Annotated in this window: 17 protein-coding genes; 9 read left to right on the top strand and 8 right to left on the bottom strand. The window is 72.4% G+C overall.

What is annotated here, in order from left to right; genetic code table 11:
* Nucleotides 1-202 precede the first annotated feature (202 nt).
* Both QQ657_RS07515 and QQ657_RS07510 read right to left on the bottom strand, forming a co-directional pair.
* Entirely contained in the window at nucleotides 203-949 is a 747-nt protein-coding gene (locus tag QQ657_RS07515) for a GAF and ANTAR domain-containing protein (RefSeq protein ID WP_284741351.1), read from the bottom strand.
* A gap of 28 nt (nucleotides 950-977) precedes the next feature.
* Nucleotides 978-1727, bottom strand: coding sequence for a GAF and ANTAR domain-containing protein (locus QQ657_RS07510; RefSeq protein WP_284741350.1), 750 nt, complete (start codon nucleotides 1725-1727; stop codon nucleotides 978-980).
* Nucleotides 1728-1925: 198 nt separating this feature from the next.
* Here QQ657_RS07510 and QQ657_RS07505 point away from each other — a divergent pair, with 198 nt between their 5' ends.
* From QQ657_RS07505 to QQ657_RS07480, 6 genes are all read left to right on the top strand, one after another.
* Nucleotides 1926-3098 (top strand): carboxylate-amine ligase, encoded by a 1173-nt coding sequence (locus QQ657_RS07505; protein ID WP_284741631.1) that lies wholly within the window; start codon nucleotides 1926-1928, stop codon nucleotides 3096-3098.
* Nucleotides 3099-3319: 221 nt separating this feature from the next.
* A complete protein-coding gene (locus tag QQ657_RS07500) occupies nucleotides 3320-4750 on the top strand; it encodes a DUF4389 domain-containing protein (RefSeq protein ID WP_284741349.1) in 1431 nt (476 codons plus the stop codon).
* 188 nt (nucleotides 4751-4938) lie between these two features.
* Nucleotides 4939-5205, top strand: a complete 267-nt coding sequence (locus QQ657_RS07495) for a hypothetical protein (RefSeq protein ID WP_284741348.1) — start codon at nucleotides 4939-4941, stop codon at nucleotides 5203-5205.
* Nucleotides 5196-5753 (top strand): sigma-70 family RNA polymerase sigma factor, encoded by a 558-nt coding sequence (locus QQ657_RS07490; RefSeq protein ID WP_284741347.1) that lies wholly within the window; start codon nucleotides 5196-5198, stop codon nucleotides 5751-5753. The genes QQ657_RS07495 and QQ657_RS07490 overlap by 10 nt, the downstream gene beginning before the upstream one ends.
* Nucleotides 5754-5843: 90 nt before the next feature.
* Entirely contained in the window at nucleotides 5844-6677 is an 834-nt protein-coding gene (locus QQ657_RS07485; protein WP_284741346.1) for an alpha/beta fold hydrolase, read from the top strand.
* Between the two features lie 25 nt (nucleotides 6678-6702).
* Complete coding sequence (locus tag QQ657_RS07480) at nucleotides 6703-7275, top strand: TetR/AcrR family transcriptional regulator (RefSeq protein ID WP_284741345.1); 573 nt, start codon at nucleotides 6703-6705, stop codon at nucleotides 7273-7275.
* 4 nt (nucleotides 7276-7279) lie between these two features.
* Here the strand turns inward: QQ657_RS07480 and QQ657_RS07475 are convergent, their stop codons facing one another.
* On the bottom strand, nucleotides 7280-8059 hold the full coding sequence (locus QQ657_RS07475; protein ID WP_284741344.1) for an IclR family transcriptional regulator: 780 nt from the start codon (nucleotides 8057-8059) through the stop codon (nucleotides 7280-7282).
* Nucleotides 8060-8167: 108 nt separating this feature from the next.
* Between QQ657_RS07475 and QQ657_RS07470 the strand changes: the two genes are divergently transcribed.
* Genes QQ657_RS07470 through QQ657_RS07460 form a run of 3 tightly spaced genes read left to right on the top strand, consistent with a single transcriptional unit; the run spans nucleotide 8168 to nucleotide 12473 of the window.
* Nucleotides 8168-9445, top strand: a complete 1278-nt coding sequence (locus QQ657_RS07470) for an MFS transporter (RefSeq protein WP_284741343.1) — start codon at nucleotides 8168-8170, stop codon at nucleotides 9443-9445.
* Nucleotides 9445-9903, top strand: a complete 459-nt coding sequence (locus QQ657_RS07465) for a DUF3237 family protein (protein WP_284741342.1) — start codon at nucleotides 9445-9447, stop codon at nucleotides 9901-9903. The genes QQ657_RS07470 and QQ657_RS07465 overlap by 1 nt, the downstream gene beginning before the upstream one ends.
* Nucleotides 9900-12473: a family 78 glycoside hydrolase catalytic domain gene (locus QQ657_RS07460; protein ID WP_284741341.1), complete on the top strand. Its 2574-nt coding sequence runs from the start codon at nucleotides 9900-9902 to the stop codon at nucleotides 12471-12473. The genes QQ657_RS07465 and QQ657_RS07460 overlap by 4 nt, the downstream gene beginning before the upstream one ends.
* Here the strand turns inward: QQ657_RS07460 and QQ657_RS07455 are convergent.
* The 5 genes from QQ657_RS07455 to QQ657_RS07435 all read right to left on the bottom strand — a co-directional run bounded on the left by QQ657_RS07455 (nucleotide 12460) and on the right by QQ657_RS07435 (nucleotide 19778).
* The gene (locus QQ657_RS07455; RefSeq protein ID WP_284741340.1) at nucleotides 12460-13815 is read right to left on the bottom strand and encodes an MFS transporter; all 1356 of its coding nucleotides are present in this window, start codon (nucleotides 13813-13815) and stop codon (nucleotides 12460-12462) included. The genes QQ657_RS07460 and QQ657_RS07455 overlap by 14 nt on opposite strands.
* Before the next feature lie 30 nt (nucleotides 13816-13845).
* Nucleotides 13846-14754, bottom strand: coding sequence for an amidohydrolase family protein (locus QQ657_RS07450; RefSeq protein ID WP_284741339.1), 909 nt, complete (start codon nucleotides 14752-14754; stop codon nucleotides 13846-13848).
* Entirely contained in the window at nucleotides 14751-15776 is a 1026-nt protein-coding gene (locus tag QQ657_RS07445) for an amidohydrolase family protein (RefSeq protein ID WP_284741338.1), read from the bottom strand. Before QQ657_RS07445 ends, QQ657_RS07450 begins: the two co-directional genes overlap by 4 nt.
* Nucleotides 15777-16299: 523 nt before the next feature.
* On the bottom strand, nucleotides 16300-17781 hold the full coding sequence (locus QQ657_RS07440) for a type 1 periplasmic-binding domain-containing protein (protein WP_284741337.1): 1482 nt from the start codon (nucleotides 17779-17781) through the stop codon (nucleotides 16300-16302).
* Complete coding sequence (locus QQ657_RS07435; RefSeq protein ID WP_284741336.1) at nucleotides 17778-19778, bottom strand: hypothetical protein; 2001 nt, start codon at nucleotides 19776-19778, stop codon at nucleotides 17778-17780. The genes QQ657_RS07440 and QQ657_RS07435 overlap by 4 nt, the downstream gene beginning before the upstream one ends.
* Between the last annotated feature and the right edge of the window lie 197 nt (nucleotides 19779-19975).

Raw genomic sequence — 19975 nt, 5'->3', positions numbered from 1 at the left:
GCGGGGAAAGGGACCATCGGAACGCCTCCGATTCCAGGTGGGGACTGGATATCACCACCAGGGTCCGGGGCGGTCCGAAATCAGACTTTAGGCGATACCCGGTACCGGGAAACCCGCCGGACGGGTAATCCCCGACAGTTTCTCCCGAAGGAACGGGAATATTCACGTGCACCGGCGAGAAACAGGACCGGAATTGCCCGAATCACCGCGGCGGACCGTTGTCGAACAGATCACGCACGTTCGCCGAGCGGGTGACGACCTCGCCGGCGACCGCGGTCAGCCGGCGGCCCCGCGACCGCGCGTAGTCACGCAGCAGGCCGAACGCCGCGGCGACGTCCACGCCGAGCCGCTCGGCCACGAAGCCCTTCGCCTGCTCGATGACGATCCGGCTGTTCAACGCCGTCTGCAGCTGCTCGACGAGGACTTCGTGCTGGCGGGCCGTCCGCGCCTGGATGAGGCCGATCGTGGCGACGTCGACCATCGCCTTCGCCGCCCGCACCGAATCCCCGCCGGGTTCGCCGGCGGTGCCCTTGAACAGGCAGAGGGCCCCGACGTTTTCGTCACGCAGCCGCATCGGGACGGCGTAGACCGCCGCGTACCCCGCCGTCGCGGCCATCCGCCGCAGCCGGGGCCACGGGGTTTCGCCGTCGGCGAGATCCGGGTGGCCCACCGGTTCGCCGCCCTGCCAGGCCTCGAGGCTCGGCCCTTCCTCGACCTGGATCTGGAACAGCTCCATGACCTCCGGCGCTTCGTCGGCGCTGGCGACCACCTGGAGCCGGCCGTGCGGGTGCGCGAGCAGGACGCCGGCGGCGTCGACGTCCAGCAGCTCGACGCACCGGCCCGCGAGCAGGTGCAGGAAGTCGATCAGGTCGAAATCGCCGGTCAACGTGTCGGCCAGCTCGACGAGGGTGTCGATCAGCCCGGCCTCGCGCATCGGCGTCCTTCCCACCCGGGCAGCTTACCGCCGCCGGTCTCGGTCATCGCAGGTCCGGATCGGGGTCGAAGCGCAGCCGGCGGGCGACGACGTCGGCCGCGACCTCGGACAGGGGGCGCTCGTCGGCGAAGGCCCGCGCCCGCAGCCGGGCGAACGCGGTGTCCGGATCGGTGTCGAGCTGCGCGGCGATCATCCCGGTCGCCTGGTGCACTTCGGGTCCGACGATCGGGAACCCGTCCTCCGCCGGCCCGGGCACCTTTCCGATCCGGGTGACCTGCTCCCCCATCAGCATCGCCAGCAGCAGGTCGGCGAACACCAGCGCCTCCCGCAGCGTCGCGGCCCCCGGCGCGATCGGCGTGCCGTGCAGCAGGACGAGCACGCCGGCCCGGACCACCCCGACGGCCAGCGGGAAGGCGAAGCACGCCCTCGCGCCCGCCTCGGCCGCCAGCGGCGCGAACAGCGGCCACCGGCGCAGGACCGGTTCGGCGTCGAGATCGGTGATCACCACCGGGGACGCCAGCTCCAGGGCGTCCCGGATGGGGCCTTCCCCCACCGTCACCTCGAGTTCGGGGATCCGGCGGCCGAGCTCCCCGATCGAGCTGTGCAGCTCCGCCACCCCCGTCGTCCCGGTCACGATCAGGCTGGCCCCTTCGGCGCCGAACCGTTCCGCGGCGACCGCGCACACGAATTCGACGGACACCGCCCGGCCCCGTTCCCCGGCCAGGGTGGTCAGCGTCGCCCACAGGCGACCCAGTGAGGAGTTCTCACCCCACTCGTCACGGATAGTGGACACCCTGCTCAGCGCTTCCCGGTTCTGCGATCGGCGATTCCCCACGGCGGGAAGCGCCTCCGCAGAGTACCCGAGGCCGTCCGCCCTGGCGGTCCGCGGAAGGGCCGAATGGCCTCCGACGGGTGACCGGCGGCCCTTTCTCCGGCACGTCCCGGCGAATGAGACTGGTGATCCCACCGAGGAACGGAGCGGACCTTGCCCGTGCGCCTTCCGCCGCTCGAACGAGATCCGCTCACCTTCGGCGTGGAGGAGGAATTCGTCCTCGCGGACCCGGTCACCGGCGGGGTGGCGCTCGCGGCGCCGCGGGTGCTGGAACTGCTCGACGGCGAGCCCGCGGTGACGCCGGAGTTCCTGCGCTTCCAGATCGAAACCGCCACCGGGATCCACACCGGCCTCGACGGGATCCGGGCGGAGCTGCTCGGGTTGCGCGGGCTCGTGGCGGACGCCGCCGGCCACGCCGGCTGCCTGGTGCTGGCGTCCGGGACGCCGCCGTGCGGCGACCTGCCGGGACTGCCCGGCGTCACCGCCGAACCCCGGTACCAGGCGCTGGCCGCGCGGTTCCCTTCGCTCATCCCGCAGGCGGGCACGTGCGCCTGCCACGTGCACGTCGGCATCCCGTCCCCGGCGCTCGGCGTCCGGGTGCTGGCCGGACTGCGGCCCTGGCTCGCCCCGCTGCTGGCGCTCGGCGCGAATTCGCCGTTCGCGCACGGCGCGGACACCGGGTGGGCCGACGGCCGGTACCCCCTGTGGTCGCGATGGCCGACCGCGCTTCCCCCGCTCGACTGGCCGGACGCGGCCGCCTACGCCGCGAGCGTCGACGACGCGGTACGCCGTGGTGAGGCGATGGACGCCCACGGCGTCTACTTCTACGCCCGGCTCTCGCCGAAGTACCCGACGGTGGAGGTCCGGATCGCGGACGTCGGCCTGACCGTCGAGGACGCGGTGCTGCTCGCGGGCCTGACCCGCGCGCTCGTCGGCACGATCCTCGCGGAGGCCCGGGCCGGGGTCGCGCCCCGGCCGGTTCCGGACCGGCTGGTGCTCGCGTCCCTCACTGCCGCGGCCCGCGAAGGCGCCCCCGGCCACGGCATCGACCCCTTCACCGGCGAACTCGTCCCGCAGCGGCAGATCGTCGACGGGCTGCTGGAGTACGCCGGGCCGGCCCTGCTGGCCGCCGGGGACCTGGCGGCGGTCGAGCGGCAGCTCGCCGTGGTGCGGGCCGGGAAGACCGGCGCACAGCGCCAGCGCGCGCTCTTCGCGGAGGCGGGCTCCCCCGGCGCGTTCGTGGCGGGCCTGGCCACGGCGACCCTGGCCGGAACGGGGGCACCCGGCCCGGCGAGCGATCGCCGGCCTAGACCGGCGCTCCCGATCCGGTGACGTTCGCCGGGGATCCGGGGTCGCCGGACCCTGGCCCGCGGGCCGCGTGGCACCAGGCTGGAGAGGGGAACGCGGCCTGAACCGGCGGTTCGGCCGCAGACCCCGGCCACCTCCGGCGCGTCGCGACCACGACGGCGATCGGCGGCGGCCACGGCGAACGCCGATCGGGACCAGGGGCCCGCATCGGCGTGGCATGAGCACGCGTCGAGGAAGGACCACCGATGACCGCCCCACGCACCTGCCCCGTCCGGGTCGAAGGCCGGCTCGACGAACCCCTGTCGCGCTGGCTCTGGCTGGTGAAATGGGTGCTCGCGGTCCCCCACTACCTGATCCTGGCGGTCCTGTGGGTCGCCTACCCGTTCGTCGGCGTCGTCGCGTTCTTCGCGATCCTGGTGACCGGGCGCTACCCGCGGCCGCTCTTCGCCTTCACCGTCGGGGTCCTGCGCTGGAGCTGGCGCGTCCAGTTCTACGCGACCAGCGCGCTCGGCACGGACCGGTATCCGCCGTTCACGCTCGCCGACGTGCCGGACTACCCGGCCCGGCTGGAAGTCGAGTACCCGCAACGCCTTTCCCGCGGGCTCGTCCTGGTGAAGTCGTGGCTGCTGGCCCTCCCGCACCTCGTCCTGGTCGGCCTGTTCGCCGGTGGCGGCAGCTGGCTGACCGGCCGTACCGGCTCGGACGGCTTCACGTGGGCGGCCGGCGGGCTGGTCGGCGTCCTCGTGCTCGTGGCCGGGGTCGTCCTGCTGGTGACCGGCCGGTACCCGCGGCCGCTCTTCGACTTCGTGCTCGGCCTGGACCGCTGGGTGCTGCGGGTGGCCGCGTACGTGTCCCTGCTGACGGATGCCTACCCGCCGTTCCGCCTCGACCAGGGCGGATCCGAACCGGACGGCGCGGCACCGGTACCCGCACCGGACACGCCGTCCCCCGCACGCGCCGCCTGGACCGGCGGCCGGACCGCGGCGGCGATCGCGGGCGCGGCACTCGTCCTGGTTTCGGCCGGCCTGCTCACCGGGGGCGCGGCCGTGCTGTGGGCGGACCGCACCCAGCGCGACGCCGACGGCTACTTCACCGCCTCGAACACCTTCTCCGCCGGCGGGTACGCCCTCACGAGCGACCCGATCCAGCTCCACGGCGTCGAAGCCGGTGCCGCCGGCTGGGCCGCGACGGTCGGCGAGACACGGATCCGCGCGACCGGCACCGGGAAACCGGTCTTCGTCGGCATCGCCCGGACCGCGGACGTCGAGCGCTACCTCGCCGCGGCGGAGTACACCACCGTCACGGACCTGACGGAAACCGGTGCCGTGACGACGATCCACCCCGGCGGCGTGCTCGGTACGCGACCGGCGGACGCCGGGATCTGGGCGGCCGGCACGACCGGTTTGGGCACCCAGACGCTCGTGTGGCCGGTGCGCGACGGCGACTGGACGCTCGTGGTGCTGAACGCCGACGGTTCCCGCGGCGTGGTGGCGCAGGTCGAAGCCGGCGCGACGGTCCCGGCGCTGGGCTGGGTGGCGGCGTTCGTCCTCGGCACGGGCCTGCTCTTGCTCGCCGGCGGAGTCGCGCTGATCTGGTTCGCCGCCCGTGGCACCACCCGCGGCCCCGGCACGCCGACCGTCCCGGCTCCCGAGCCGGAACGGACGACCACGGTGTGAGGAATCGCCCGGCCCCGAATCCGAAGCGCGCCAAGGGAAACGCGCCGTTCGCATTCGGGGTCCCTCATCCGGGGGATTGTTTCTGGTGAGTGGCGCAAAGCGCCTAGGCTGTTCGCGCTGCCCCGGACCTCGGCACGTCAGCGGTTCCCCGATCCGCGTGGAACTCTCGGACGGACGAGGTGCAGGCGATGGCGGCCGGGAAACGACGGCAGATCGCGTTCAGCTTCGGGAGCTGGCGGGTCACGTTCAGCGGATCGGATCCCCGTTCGCCGCGAACGGGCTTCCTCGCCGGGCGGCCCGAGTTCGGCCCACGCGGGACCCGCGTCCCCATCATCGCCGACGACACCCCTTCACCCGCGGTGTGCTGGGTCGACGACCAAGACGTCATCGCCGTCACGGCACCGCCGGTGGCCGATGACGACGAGGGCGGCGGGGGTCGGCACCGATGCCGGTGATGGAGCACACCCTGCTGCAGTCGGCGATCGCGGGCGACGCCGCAGCGACGGACGCGGTACTGGGTCTGATCCGTCCCGCGGTGCTCACCTACTGCCGCGCGCGGCTGGGCGGCCGCAACGAGCGCGACGGCGACGCGGAGGACTGCGCCCAGGAGGTCCTGCTCGGCGTACTGCGCGCACTGCCCCGGTACCGGTACGACACCGAGAGGTTCCTGGGCTTCGTCTACGGAATCGCGGCGCACAAGGTGGTCGATGTCCGGCGCCGCCGCACCCGCGACGCGAGTTCGCCGGTGGCGCACCTCGCCGCCGTGGGGCCCGAGCTCCCTTTCCCCGTCGAGGATCCCGAAGGGCGGCAACGGGTGGACCGCCTGCTCGGCCACTTGGCGACGCGCCAGCGGAACATCGTCGTCCTGCGGGTGCTCCTGGGCCTGTCCGCCGGGGAAACGGCCACCACGCTCGGCATGTCCAGCGCGGGCGCGGTCCGGGTGAGCCAGCACCGCGCCATGTCCACCCTCCGCCGTCATGTCGACGGCCCGAGCCACCTCTGAGGCGCCCCCTTGTGCGCTGCGTCACCTCGCTTGACGACTTTAAGACGACCGGTCATATTGGAGTCATCGGATCGTCGAGAGGACGAGGACATGAGCGAGATCAAGCCCCGCTTCCGGACCATCGACGGCTTGTCCGTCCGCTACGCCGAAAGCGACGGGCCGCGCGAAGCGGACGCCCTGCTGCTGAGCCCGTGGCCGGAAAGCCTGTTCGCCTTCGACGCCACCTGGTCGAGGCTGGCCGGGCACGCCCACCTGGTCGCCGTGGACCTGCCCGGGTTCGGGCACTCCGACCTGCGCGAGGACCTGCTGTCCCCGCGGGCGATGGGCGAGTTCGTCGTGCGGATCGCCGACGAGCTCGGGCTGGCGCGGCCGCACGTCGTGGGCCCGGACATCGGCACCAGCGCCGCGCTGTTCGCCGCGGCCGGCCATCCGGGCCGGTTCCGCAGTATCACCGTGGGCTCCGGCGGGGCGTCGGTCCCGCTGAACCTCGGCGGCGTGCTGGACGACTGGGTGCGTGCCGAGGACCTGGCGCCGTACCGGGCGCTGGGCGCCAAGGACGTCGTGAAGCTCGCGATGAGCACGATCGAGGGCTACGAACTGCCCGACGTCGTGCGCGAGGACTACCTCGCCGCCTACCGGGGACAGCGGTTCGCCGACCAGATGCCCTACGTCCGGGCGTACCCGGCCGAGCTCCCCGTCCTGGGCGGCCTGCTGCCCGGCATCGAAACACCGGTGCAGATCATCGCCGGGCGGAACGACCCGGTCGTGCCGCCGGCCAACGCCGAGTACCTGCACGAGCGGCTGCCCCACAGCCGGCTCGACGTCCTCGACACGGGCCACTTCGCCTGGGAAGAGGACGCGGCCGGTTACGCTCGCGCGATCACGGCCTGGTGGCAGGCGAACGCGCCGGTCCCGTCGGCTTGACGCACCCGCGGAGGAGGAGCACCGGATGGCCAGGGCCAGCGTGCGCGAACAGATCGTGGACGCCGCGTACGAGCAGTTCCACCGGCACGGCTACAACGCCTGCGGCGTCAAGCTGATCACCGACAGCGCGGGCGTGCCGAAGGGGTCGTTCTACAACCACTTCGCCAGCAAGGAAGCGCTGGCGCTGGTGGTGATGGAGCGCTACGGCGCCACCCGGCGGGTGCCGGAGCTCGCCGACCGGTCCGTCGCGCCGCTGGCCCGGTTGCGCGCCCACTTCGAGTTCCTCGCCGGGGACATCGAAAAGTACGGCTACGAGCGCGGGTGCGTGTTCGGGAACTTCAGCAACGAAGCCGCCGACCACAGCTCCGCCATCCGTGACGGCCTGGTGACGGCCTTCGCGAGCTGGGCGGCCGCCGTGGCGGACACCATCCGCGAAGCCCAGGCGGACGGGTCCGTCACGTCGCCGCAGGACCCGGAAGTGCTCGCCCGGTTCCTCGTCAACGCCTGGGAAGGCGCCATCGTCGGCGAACGCGCCGCCAAGGACGGCTCCTCCTTCGCCGCGTTCTTCACGATCGCGTTCGGGACGCTCCTGCGCTGACCCGTCAGCGGCCGGCCAGCTCCCGGGAGATGCCGCGCGCCGCCGTCTGCACGGCCAAGCCGAGCCGCCGGGGCTGGGCGACCCGCTTCGGGACGAGGACCCCGAGCACGCCCGTCACCGTGTCGCCGCGGCCGAACACCGGTGCGGCTACGGACACGATCGAATGGTGCTCGTCCTCGCGCCGGAAGATCGCCAGCCGTTCGCGGCGCACCTCGGCGAGCGTGCGGCGCAGGACGTCGGCGGGGATGAGGCGGTTGTCCGGCTCGCTGTAGACCGGTTTCGAGAGCAGTTCCTCTTGGACTTCCTTGGGGGCGAAGGCCAGCAGCGCGAGCCCGACCCCGGTGGAGTGCAACGGAAGCCGCCCGCCGATGCGGTAGTCGACCGGCGTCGCCTGGTGCGCCGAAAGCCGCTCGACGAGCATCGCCTGCATGCCGTCGCGGACGGCGAGCTGGACGTGCTGGTGGGTCACCTCGGCGAGGTCGTTCATGAACGGCAGCGCCACCTGCCGCAGCCCGTGGCCGCGCGGCGCGAGCGTCGCGACCTCCAGGAGCCGGAGCCCGACGCAGAACCGCCCGCTGTCGTCGCGCTCCAGCGCTCCCCAGTCCACGAGGCGGTTCGCGAGCCGCAGTGCCGAGCTCGGCGGGATTTCGGCGCGGCGGCTCAGCTCGGCGAGCGTGAGCGTCCGGTGCTCCGCGTCGAACGCCGAGAGCAGCGACAACGCCCGGTCGATGACCGGTTCCCCGTGCGGCGGACGGCGTCCCCGCACGCGCACGGACTCGGTCACGACGACGTCGGCGTTCCATTGATTGGCATCGCTCTCACGGTACACCGCGCCGGGCCCTCATCCTTCCCCGCAGGTCGGCCGCGACCGAGACGTGAAAGGTGCCCGACGATGAGTACTTCTTTCCGCCAGGCCTCCGCATCCGCCGGGACGACGTCCGCCGGACCCCGGCGCGGGTTTCTCTTCTTCTTCGCCTTCGCCGCGGTCGGCGCGGGGATGGCGGTGCTCGTCCCGGCCGTGCTGACGCTGTCGGTGAAGGCGACGCTGCTCGACCCGGCGGGCGCGACGACGATGGTGTCCATCGTGACCAGCATCAGCGCCCTGTGCTCGCTGGTCGCCTTCCCGGTCTTCGGCAGGCTCAGCGACCGGACGACGGGCCGGTTCGGCCGGCGCAGACCGTTCCTCGTGCTCGGCGCCGTGCTGTTCACGCTGGGGGCGATCGGGCTGCAGCTGGGCGCGACGACGTTCGCGCTGACCGTGGCGGCGAGCTGCACCACGGTCGGCGCGAGCGCGGCGACCGTCGCGTTCACGTCGGTGATCCCGGACCAGCTGCCGCCGGACCGCCGCGGCCCGGCGTCGGCCATCGTCGGGCTGAGCCTCCCGGTCGGTGCGGTCCTCGGCCTGTTCATCGCGCAGCTGGTCGCCCCGAACCTGCCGGCGATGATCCTGCTGCCGGCCGGGCTCGCCGTCCTCGGCACGGTCCTGCTCGCCGTCACCATGCGGGACCGGCGGCTGGCGCCGGAGGAACGGCCCGCGTTCGCGTGGCGCGATCTGCCCCGCACGTTCTGGGTGAACCCGGTGCGGCACCCCAACTTCGGCTACACCTGGCTCAGCCGCCTGCTGATCTTCTTCGGCGTCGCCGCGATCCAGGCGTACCAGGCCTTCTACCTGATGAACGTCTTCCACATCCCGCCGGCCGGCATCGCGAACGCGGTCTTCCTGTCCACGCTCGTGCTCACCGGCGCGGCCCTGCTGTTCGCTCCCCTGGCCGGCAAGATCTCCGACCGCGTCGGGCGCCGCAAGCCGTTCGTCGTCACCGCGGCCGTGATCTTCGGCTGCGGGCTGCTGCTCGCGACGTTCACCAGCACCTATCCCCTGTTCCTGGCCGCGATGGGCATCATCGGCCTCGGCCAGGGCGTGTACTTCGCCGTCGACATCGCGCTGATCACCCAGGTGCTCCCCGACCCGGCCGACACGGCGAAGGACCTCGGGCTGATGAACCTGGCCGGCAACCTGCCGACGTCCGTCGTGCCGGCACTGGCCCCGGCGATCCTCGCGATCGGCGCGACGGCCGCGGTGCCGCAGAACTTCCCGGCGCTGTTCATCGCGGGCGCGATCGCGGGACTGCTCGGCGCCGTGCTGATCCTGCCGATCCGGAAGGTGCGCTAGTGCCGCTGTTCCCACCCCCGGCACTCGAGTTCGTCAGCTCGGCGGTCGTCGAACTCGGCGAGCCCCTCGACGTCGGCGAGACGCCGGCCGGGCGGAGCCGGATCGTCCCGATCACGGGCGGCAGCTTCACCGGCCCCGGCCTGGCGGGCCGGATCCAGCCGTTCGGCGCGGACTGGCAGCGCATCCTGCCCGACGGGACCACGCTCGTCGAAGCGCGCTACCTCGCCGAGACCGGCGACGGCCTGGTGTCGATCACCTCCACGGGGGTCCGCACCGGGCCGCCGGCGGTACTGGCCGCGCTGGCCCGGGGTGAGCACGTCGACCGGTCGAGCTACGAATTCCGGCTCACCGTCAGGGTTTCCGGCGCGGTCGACCGGCCGCTCACCACCGGTCTCCTGGTCGGCTTGGCCGAACGCGCGCCGGACACCGTCCGCTACGACCTGTACCGGCTGACGTGAAGCCCACGCGGTTACGCCTCGACCACCTCACGCCAGGCCGTCCTTCGGTTTCGCCGCGCGGCTCCTGGTGGCTGCCCGCCGGGTCGGCCGTCCAGCACGCGTACGAGATCCGGCTGACCGGCCCGGACTGGACGTCGGGCCGGTGCGAGAGCGACCAGTCCGTGCTCGTCGACCTGCCCCGGCGCGCCGGGACGGCGTGGCAGGTCCGCGTCTGGACCGACGCCGGCGAGAGCGACTGGTCGGACCCCGCGCCCTGGACCGTCGTCACGCTGCCCGCCGCGCTGGACACGGCGGCCTGGGTCGAGCCGCACGAGCCCGTCGTCGCGCCACCCGGCCGGCGACCGGCGTACCAGCTGCGCCACGAGTTCACCCTCGGCGGCCCGGTCGAGACCGCGACGGCCTGGGCGACCGCGCACGGGATCTACGAACTCTTCGTCAACGGCACCCGCGTCGGCGACCTCGAGCTGACGCCCGGGTTCACCGCCTACCGCAAGCGGCTCCAGGTGGAACCGCACGACGTCGGTACCCTGCTGCGGCCGGGGAAGAACTCGGTCGAATTCCTGCTCTCCGACGGCTGGTTCCGCGGCCGCCACGGCTTCGAACGCACCGCGGACGGCTTCGGGAACCGCACGGCCGCCCTGCTGGTCCTGGAGGTCGACGGCACCACCGCGGTCACCACCGGGCCGGGCTGGTGGTCGCGGCCGAGCCGGATCACCGCGGCCGACCTCATGGACGGTCAGGAGACCGACTTCCGGCTCCCCGCACCGGGTTCCCTCGGCCTGTACGCGCGCGGCTGGCACCCGGCGCCCGTGCGCACCGGCGACCGGCCCCGGCTCGTCCTCACCGAAGCCCCGCCCGTCCGGCGGATCGAGGACCTCCCGCCCGTGTCGGTCACGCGGCCGGCCGACGGCGGGATCGTCGCGGACTTCGGGCAGAACATCACCGGCTGGGTCCGGCTGCGCGACCTCGGCCCGGCCGGCACCCGGCTGACGCTCACCCACGGCGAACACCTGGCGCCCGACGGCCGCGTCACCACCGACCACCTGCGGGCGTTCGACTTCGCCACCGGGAAACCGCTGCCCGCCGGGCAGGTCGACACGGTCGTCTCCGCGGGCCGGGCCGGGGACGTCTTCGAGCCGCGGCACACGACCCACGGCTTCCGGTACGTCCAGATCGACGGCGGCGAACCTCAGGTCACCGCGGTCGTCGTGCACACGGACCTGCCCGAAACCGGCCGGTTCGGCTGCAGTGACGCGCGGCTCGAAGCCCTGCACCGGACCGCGGTGCAGAGCCTGCGCGGCAACGCCTGCGACATCCCGACCGACTGCCCGCAGCGGGAACGCTCCGGCTTCACCGGCGACTGGCAGGTGTACGTCGCCACCGCCGCGCGCACCCACGACGTCGCCGGCTTCTCCCGGAAGTGGCTGCGCGACCTGGCCGCCGACCAGTGGCCCGACGGCCGCGTCCCGACGATCACGCCCGACCCGGCCGGCGACGGCCCGTCCGGTAGCAAGTTCCAGGACGCGATGACCGGGTCCGCGGGCTGGGGTGACGCGGCGGTGCTCGTGCCCTGGGAGCTCTGGCGGGCCTACGGCGACCTCGAAGTCCTCAGTGGACAGTACGAGTCGATGGCCGCCTGGGTCGAGTACGCGGCCGCGGCCGCCCGCGAGCGGCGTCACCCATCGCGCGTGGCCGCCGCGGCTCCGCACGAGAAGTTCCTGTGGGACACCGGCGGGCACTTCGGCGAATGGCTCGAGCCGGGTGTCCCGCCCCACCCGGATCCCGGTGCCGACCACGGCATTGTCGCCACGGCCTACCTGGCCCGCTCGGCCCGGGTGCTCGGCCGCGTCGCCGAGCTGCTCGGCCACACGTCGGACGCGGCCCGCTTCCGGTGGCTCGCGAACCGCGCCCGGGACGCGTGGCAGCGCGAATACCTCGGGCCGGGCGGCACGCTCACCGAACCCACGCAGGGCAACCACGTCCGGGCGCTGGCCTTCGGGCTGGTGCCCGGGCACCTGCGGGAGATCGTCGCCGGACGGCTCGCCGAGCTGGTCGCGGCGGCCGGCGTCGGCACCGGCTTCCTCACCACCGGCCTGCTGCTGCCCACGCTGGCCGGCACGGGACACCTCGACCTCGCCTACCGCACGCTGCAGTCGACCGGGATCCCGTCCTGGCTGGGGATGCTCGACCGCGGCGCGACGACGTTCTGGGAGCACTGGGACGCCGTCGACGGCGATCGGGTGCGCGGCTCGCTGAACCACTACAGCAAGGGCGCGGCGATGTCCTTCCTGCACACCCACATCGCCGGGATCCGGCTGCCGGACGACCCCGGACCCGCCGAAGCGGGCTACCGGCGGTTCCTCGTCCGGCCCTGCCCCGGCGGCGGCCTCGACCGGGCCGAGGCGGAGCACCTCAGCCCCTACGGCCCGATCCGCAGCGCCTGGGAGCGGACCGCCGGCCGGCTGCGGCTCACGGTCGACGTCCCGCCCGGAACCCGCGCCGCGATCACGCTTCCCGGTGGGGAAAGCACCGACGCGGGTCCGGGACGGCACACGTTCACGGTGTCGTGATCGCCTCCGGCGCCGTGGCGTTCAGCCTCGCCTGCCGCGTCCGCGGCCCGAAGATCGCCAGCACCACCGCGCCGACCAGCCAGGTCCCGGCGATGAACAGGAACACGCTCTGGTAGCCGCTCCCGTTGTACAGCGCGGCGACGATCAGCGGGCCCACCGCGTTCGACAGCCGCCCGAGGCCGTACGACACCCCGGTGCCGAGCGACCGGCCGCGCGTGTCGAACAGTTCGGGCGAGTACGCGTACCCGAGTGCGGTGTAGCCGCGTTCGAACAGGTTCACCAGGAAGCCGAACACCACGATCAGGATCGGGTTGAACGTCAGCCCGTAGAACAGGCCGCACAGCGCGATGACCGTGCCGAACGCGACCAGGCACCACTTGCGTTCGAACCGGTCGGTGACCAGGGCCGCCAGGTACGAGCCGAGCGGCGCGCCGACCGTCGTCAGTGCCACGTAGAAGACCGACTTCTCGACGCTGAAGCCTTCCTTGGCCAGCAGCGTCGGCGCCCAGCTCGAATACCCGAAGAAGCCGATGGTCTGCGTCACCCACAGGACGGTCAGCAGCAGCGTGGGATACAGGTACTTCTTCTGCAGCAGCAGGCGCAGCGGCGCCTTGCCCACCGGGGCTTCCTCGATCGGCGGCGCGGGCTCGGGCAGTGGGCCCTTCTCCGCCGCGACCTGCTCCTCGATCTCCCGCAGCACCGCGTCCGCCTTGGCGTGCTCGCCGCGGCTCTCGTACCAGCGCGGCGACTCCTTCAGGTGCCGCGTGAACAGCACGAGCAGGACCCCGAGCGCGCCCCACAGGTACACCAGCCGCCACGACCAGGAGTTGATCGGCACCACCGCGCTCGCGATCAGGTTGGTCACCGGCGTGCCGCAGATGCCGATCACGATCGCGTAGGCCTGGTACTTGCCGCGGCTCGCCGCCGGGTACAGCTCGCTGACGTAGATCACCGCGACGACGGTCATCGCCGACAGGCCCGCCGACGTCAGGATGCGGAACACGCCCAGCGACACGATGTCCCACGAGAACACCGCCGCGAACGAGAACACGCCGAACCAGACGGTGGTCCACATCAGCGCGTTCTTGCGGCCCCAGCGGTCGGCGAGCTTGCTCGCGATGATCGACCCGAAGAACATCCCGACGAACGACAGCGAGGTCACGTAGGCGACTTGGTTCACCGTCACGCCCCAGAGCTTGATCAGCTTGGGCGCGGTGGTGGCGAAGCTGTTGATGTCCGCGAACTCGAAGAAGTAGGCGAACGAGACGGCGAGCAGGGTGACCTTGTGGAAGCGCGAGATCGGCAGGCGGTTCAGCCGGTTGAGCGCGTTGGCGTGCTGCATTGCATGCCCTTCAGGGGGTTTCAGGGGGTTTCAGGCGGTTTCGCCGGGCCAGTACAGGCGCATCGGGTTGTCGACGAGCAGTTTTCTTTGCTGCTCGGTGGTTTCGGCGATCTGCGGGACGTAGTCCACGAGCAGGCCGTCGTCGGGCATGTGGTTCTTCAGGTTCGGGTGCGGCCAGTCGGTGCCCCACAGCACCCGGTCCGGGAACTCCGTCACGACGCGGCGGGCGAACGGGACGACGTCGGTGTAGGCGTGCCGTTCGCCGTCGAGGGCCGGCGGGCCGGTCACGGTGAGGCGCTCGGGGCAGCTCACCTTGACCCACACGTCGTTGCGGTCCACGAACGCCAGGAACCTCGCGAACTCCGTGCCGTTAAGCGGTTTCGTGACGTCGGGGCGTCCCATGTGGTCGATCACGAGCGGCGTGGGCAGCTCACCGAAGAAGTCCTCGAGTTCCGGCAGGTCGGCGGCCTCGAAGTAGAGGACGACGTGCCAGCCGAGCGGGGCGATCTTCTTCGCGATCGTGCTCAGGTCCTCTTTGGGCGAGGCGTCGACGAGCCGCTTCACGAAGTTGAACCGCACGCCGCGCACGCCTTGCGCGTCGAGTTGGCGCAGCTCTTCTTCGGTTGTCTCGGGGCGGACGGTCGCGATGCCGCGCGCCCGGCCGTCCGCCGCCCGGACGGCGTCGAGCATGGCGGAGTTGTCGGCGCCGTGGCAGGTGGCCTGCACGATGACGTTGCGCGCGACGCCGAGGTGGTCGCGCAGGGCGAAGAGCTGGTCCTTGCTCGCGTCGCAGGGTGTGTACTTGCGCTCCGGCGCGAACGGGAACTCTTCGTGCGGTCCGAAGACGTGACAGTGGGCGTCGACGGTGCCGTGGGGCAGCTTGAAGTCCGGCGTGGACGGATGCGCGTACCAGTCCAGCCAGCCGGGCGTCTTGGTCATCGGCCTTGTCCCTTCAGGAGGGCGTCCAGGCGCGGGTAGACGGCGCGGGCGTTGTGCTCCCGGATCGCGGCCCAGTCCTCTTCGGACAGTTTCGCGGCTTCGGCGTACCGGCGCGTGTCGTCGAAGTGGTGGCCGGTGCGCGGGTCGACGCTGCGGACGGCGCCGATCATTTCGGAAGCGAACAGGATGTTGCGCGCGGGGATGACGTCGAAGAGCAGGTCCGAACCCGGCTGGTGGTAGACGCAGGTGTCGAAGAAGACGTTGTCCAGCACGTGTTCTTCCAGGTCCGGCTTGCCCAGCGCCATGGCGAGGCCGCGGAACCGGCCCCAGTGGTAAGGGACGGCGCCGCCGCCGTGCGGGATGACCAGCCGCAGCGTCGGGAAGTCGGCGAAGAGGTCGCCCTGCACGAGCTGCATGAACGCGGTCGTGTCGGCGTTGAGGTAGTGCGCGCCGGTGGTGTGGAACGCCGGGTTGACGCTCGTGCTGACGTGCACCATCGCCGGGATGTCGTACTCGACCATCTTTTCGTAGATCGGGTACCAGGACCGGTCGGTGAGCGGCGGCGCCGTCCAGTGGCCGCCGCTGGGGTCGGGGTTGAGGTTGAGCGCGACGGCGCCGTACTCCTCGACGCAGCGGGTCAGCTCCGGGATGCAGGTGGCGGGGTCGACGCCCGGCGACTGCGGCAGCATCGCGGCCGGCGCGAACCGCTCGGGGTAGAGGGTGCTGACGCGGTGGCAGAGCTCGTTGCAGATCGCGGCCCACTCGGCGGAGGTTGCGAACCCGCCGACGTGGTGGGCCATGAACGAGGCGCGCGGCGAGAAGATCGTGAGGTCGATGCCGCGTTCGTCCATCAGGCGCAGCTGGTTGGGCTCGATGGTTTCGCGCAGTTCGTCGTCACTGATCCGCAGGTCGGCGCGGGAGGGTGCGACACCGGGATCGTCCAGCGACGCGATCTGCTGGTCCCGCCACGCCGCGAGGGCGGGTGGCGCGGTCGTGTAGTGGCCGTGGCAGTCGATGATCAAGATAGTTCCTCGTCGCTCCGCATGCTTGATACTCGCACACTAATCGTCGATGAAATTGTTGACAATATCTGCGACGAGGTTGTGACGGAGAGGTGAGCAGCGAGAACGGCACGTGACGATCCTGCGCGCCGGGGAGCACGGACACACGCGGGGCGGTGCCGCGGGGCTCAGGAGCCTGGCTGCCGCGGCACGGCTCGGCGGCACGGCGCGGCGCGGCTGAGCCGCTCGGCTCGGCGCGGCTGTGCGGCTCGGCTCGGCGGCATGGCTCGCGGGCGGCACGGCTGGGCGGCGCGGTGTTCGCCGCCCTGGTCATCGGTGGCCGAACCGCTCCAGGCTGCCTCCGACGCCAGGGTCCCGACAAAGCCGGGGTTCCCGGCGGATGCCTCGGCGGGCGCAGGTCGCCGGTGTCTTGAATGAGTCATTCAGGTCGTGCGAGGTCCTGAATGACTCATTCAAGACGTTTGCCGAAGCGACCACGCCCGCCGACCGGCGCCGAGGCAGCCAGGAGCGAGCTTCCGGCGGGTCAGGAATCCGGCGCCGAGAGCTGCACGAACTCCGGCGTATCGTCCTCCCGCACCCGCAGGATCGGCACCGCCTTGTTCACCGGATCTCCCCGGTCGTCGAACGAGATCATGCCGCTCGCGCCCGGGACCGCCAGTGTTCCGTGCAGCCGGTTCTTCGCCTGCAGCACGTCCTGCGCCGTCACCTGGGCCGGGGACACCCGCGGGATCCCGCGGATCGCCCACACCACCGTGAGCACCGCGTCGTGCGCGAGGATCGCGATGCCGTCGTCCAGGCGCTCCTTGGGGAACACCGCCTTGAAGCAGTCCGTGCACCCCGGCTCCTGGAAGCTCGCGACCGCCGCCGGGTTGAACGCCTGCGGTGAGCTCGTCCACGCCTGCGGGTGGGCCAGCCCCGGGGCGAGCACCGTGACGTTGGCCTGCAGGCCCCGGCGCATCTCCGCCTCCGGGGGCCCGACCAGCGCCAGGTCACCCGTCAGCACCGTGATGTGGCGGTCGAGGCACGGGCGCTGGGCGAGCTCGGCGATGAACGACGTGAGGTGGTTCTCGCGGCCGGCGAAGTACACGACCTCGGGCTGGTTGCCGCAGATGTTCGGCATCATCTGCAGGAACGTGTTCTCGATCCCCGGCAGGCTCGAGTCGTACTCCTCGGTCCGGCCGACGATCCGGTGGGTCGCGTCGGCGAACTTCCGGGTGAACGCCGTCGCCAGGGTCTTCGGGTACAGGTCGCCGGGGTTGACGTCCTGCACGATCGTGGCCGTGTGCGCGGTCGGGCGGACGTAGCTCGCCGCCGCCAGGCCGTACGTGGAGCTCGTCGGCGACACCCGCATGAAGCCGGGGATCTCGGAGAACTCGTCGGCGGCCAGGTGCGAGGCGACGACCGGGATCCGGTGCTCCGAGAGCCGGCGGATCGCGTCGCGGGACGTGTCGAGGCTCAGCCCGATGCCGGTGACCGCGACCAGCCGCTCCGACGTCACCCGCCCGATCAGGTCGTCGACCACCGGCTCCCAGTGCGCCAGCCGGCTGCCGGGGTTGGCCAGCAGCAGCCGGACCTTCGGCAGGCTGCCCCACGACTGCGTCGTGTTCGCCCGGTGCTGCGCGATGTAGGCGCCTTCCAGCTGGTGGCGGACCCACTCGTCGGAGAGGATGTCGTGCTCTTCGAGGGTCATCGGCAGGAAGGCCGCGATCGTGACGTACGGCTCCCCCGACGTCGTGACGGACTCGTTCTCCCGGCGGATGCGCTGCTCGACGTCGGCGAGTCCCGGCGAGAACACGTAAGCGCCGTCGGTGACGCCGGTGCATTCCCCGGTGTCGCCGCGCTTCTCGACCCCGGCGCCGCACGTGCGCCCGGCCGCGCTGATCGCCGGCACCACGACCAGCACGGCGACGAGGACCACGGCGAGCAGCAGCACGCCGCCCGCCGCCACCAGCCACTTCGACCACGTCGGCCGCGGGGGCCGGATCCGGTCGGTGCGCACGCTCATCGGTACCTCTCCGCCCGTTCGTGCAGCAGGATCGAGCCCCGCCCCCGGCCCTGCGCCAGCTGGTGGAAGGCCCCTTCGATCGTGGAGTCCAGCGTCCCGCCCGGGTCGCCGAGCGGATCGCGGGCGATCCACAGCGCGACGACCAGCCAGGCCAGCGTCGTCCCGAGGTCGTCGGCACCCTGCCCGGCGTGCTGCTGGACCTGGTCGTACGGCTCGGCGTGCTTGTCAAGCCGGTTGGGGGCCGCGGTGACGAGGTCGAGCTCGGCGAGCCACGCCTCCGCGGTCGTCACGTCGAACTCCGCGTGCCGCGCGTCGGCGAACGGCTCGCGCAGGTGCGCGACCGCCGCGGCGACGTTCTCCAGCGCCAGGTCGTGGTAGCGGGCGGCCACCGTCCGGCCGTTCTTCTCGTAGAAGTCGCGGCACCGGGTGTGCACTCGCGTCCAGCTGAGCGGGTGGTCGTCGGCGCGGGAAGCCAGTTCCTGCAGCAGGATCCGGCGCAGCCACGGGTGCAGCACGTACTGCGGCGCCTCGCCCGGCTCCGCGCGCAGCCACAGGTGGTCGCCGAGCTCCTTGAACAGCACGCCCTCCCCCGCCGGGTTGCGCAGGTCGAGGATCTCCTTGTGGAACAGCAGTTCGACGTCCAGCGCGGCGCTCGCGGTGACCAGGTCCTGCCGGCTCGCCGTGGCGAAGTCCTGCAGCAGGTAGTCGCGCATCGCGGTGACCAGCGGCGGCCCGGCGCCGTCCGGCCCGGCGACCGGGGTGCGCAACGCGGCGCGCAGCGTCCCGGGCCGCCGCGGGTCGAAGCGGTGGGCCACGGCGGCGATGACGTCGGTGACCGCGCCGGGGTGGCCGTCGGTGACCCGGTGCAGGAACCGCGGCAGCCGGGACGCGGGGTGGATCTCGCTGCCCGCGGCGAGGTGCACGACGTCGTCCTTGGACAACGCGCCGAGCTCGAGCAGGTACCACGGGTGCCACCGGGGTTCCGGTTCCCCGGCGCCGGGCCGCCAGTCGGCGTCCACATCGGACGGTTGCCGCGGCGCGGGCCGGTGCAGGCCCTTCGTCCGGTGCGTGGTCGGCGGGCGGCGCACCGGGGTGCCGCGGTGCGCGGCCGGCGGGGACCAGCTCTCGTTCCAGTCCGGGTTCCACGTGCGGCTGGTGGCGAGCACGACCAGCGGGTCGGCCTCACCGGCCCGCCGGCGCGCTTCGGTGAGCGAGCGCAGGAAGAGCCGTCCGCCCGGCGTGTGCGCGTTGTCGAGCAGGACCAGGCTGTTCAACGTCCGCCGCGAGCGGTTGAGCCCCGTGTAGTTCCGGCGCAGGTCGGCGAGGAACGCGTCGCAGAAGGTGGCGTCGACCGCGTCCCGGTCTTCGTCGTCGCCCTGGGCGTGCCAGGCGATCTCGATGAGGAAGTCCTCGTGGTTGCCGGTCCCGGCCGGCAGGGCCCGCATCTTGCCGATGAGCCGGCGGCGGTCGTACCAGCTCAGCCCGCGCAGCAGGAGGTCGGTCGCCTCGGGCCAGCCGCGGAGGCCGCCGGCGGGCGCGATGCCACCCGCGAGGCGGACGACGTCGACGATGGCCTCGCGGCTCTGTTCGAGCGGCTGGTTCTTCGCGAGCAACGCGTGGAGTTTGCGCAATGCCGCGCGGCGGTCCTGCAGTTCGAGCGGCGCCCCGAGCACGAGCATGCACAGCCAAAGGCGGGGAAACGCCAGCCTGCCGAACTGCTTCCACTGCCGGCTGAGATCGAAGGCGAGGTGTCCCAGCAGTTCCCGCGGCCGGCTGTCCGCGCGGTCGTGCCGTTCGAAGTCGAGGTGCGCGTGCGGAATGTCCTGGCAGCGATTCGCGACGGCGTCGAGCAGCGCGGTCTTCCCGGTGCCCCGCGCCCCGAGCGCGACAACCACGGGCAGCGAACGGCTTTCGCCGTCCACGCGGGCCAGCAACCGTTCGACGAGCCCGCCGGTGACGGCGTCGAGGCCCGACAAAGAGGGTACGTCGGCTGGCATCGTCCCCCCATCCCCCGAAACGACCCGATTCCGGCCGGAGCCGCCACTATCGCACGCGATCAGCCGGGGTGCAGCATTCTCCGGACGGCCACGAATGCGCCGGGGACCGGTCCCCGGCACTTTCCCTTTCCGGCATTTCCGCAGGTTGCCGCTATTCACCGCGGGCGTCCGGGTGAATCCGCGGGCGCGCTTTCCGG

The sequence above is a fragment of the Amycolatopsis ponsaeliensis genome (assembly GCF_030182635.1).
Classification (GTDB): domain Bacteria; phylum Actinomycetota; class Actinomycetes; order Mycobacteriales; family Pseudonocardiaceae; genus Amycolatopsis; species Amycolatopsis ponsaeliensis.
The sequence above is the reverse complement of the archived record's forward strand: the minus strand, read 5'-3'. Positions and strand labels throughout refer to the sequence as shown.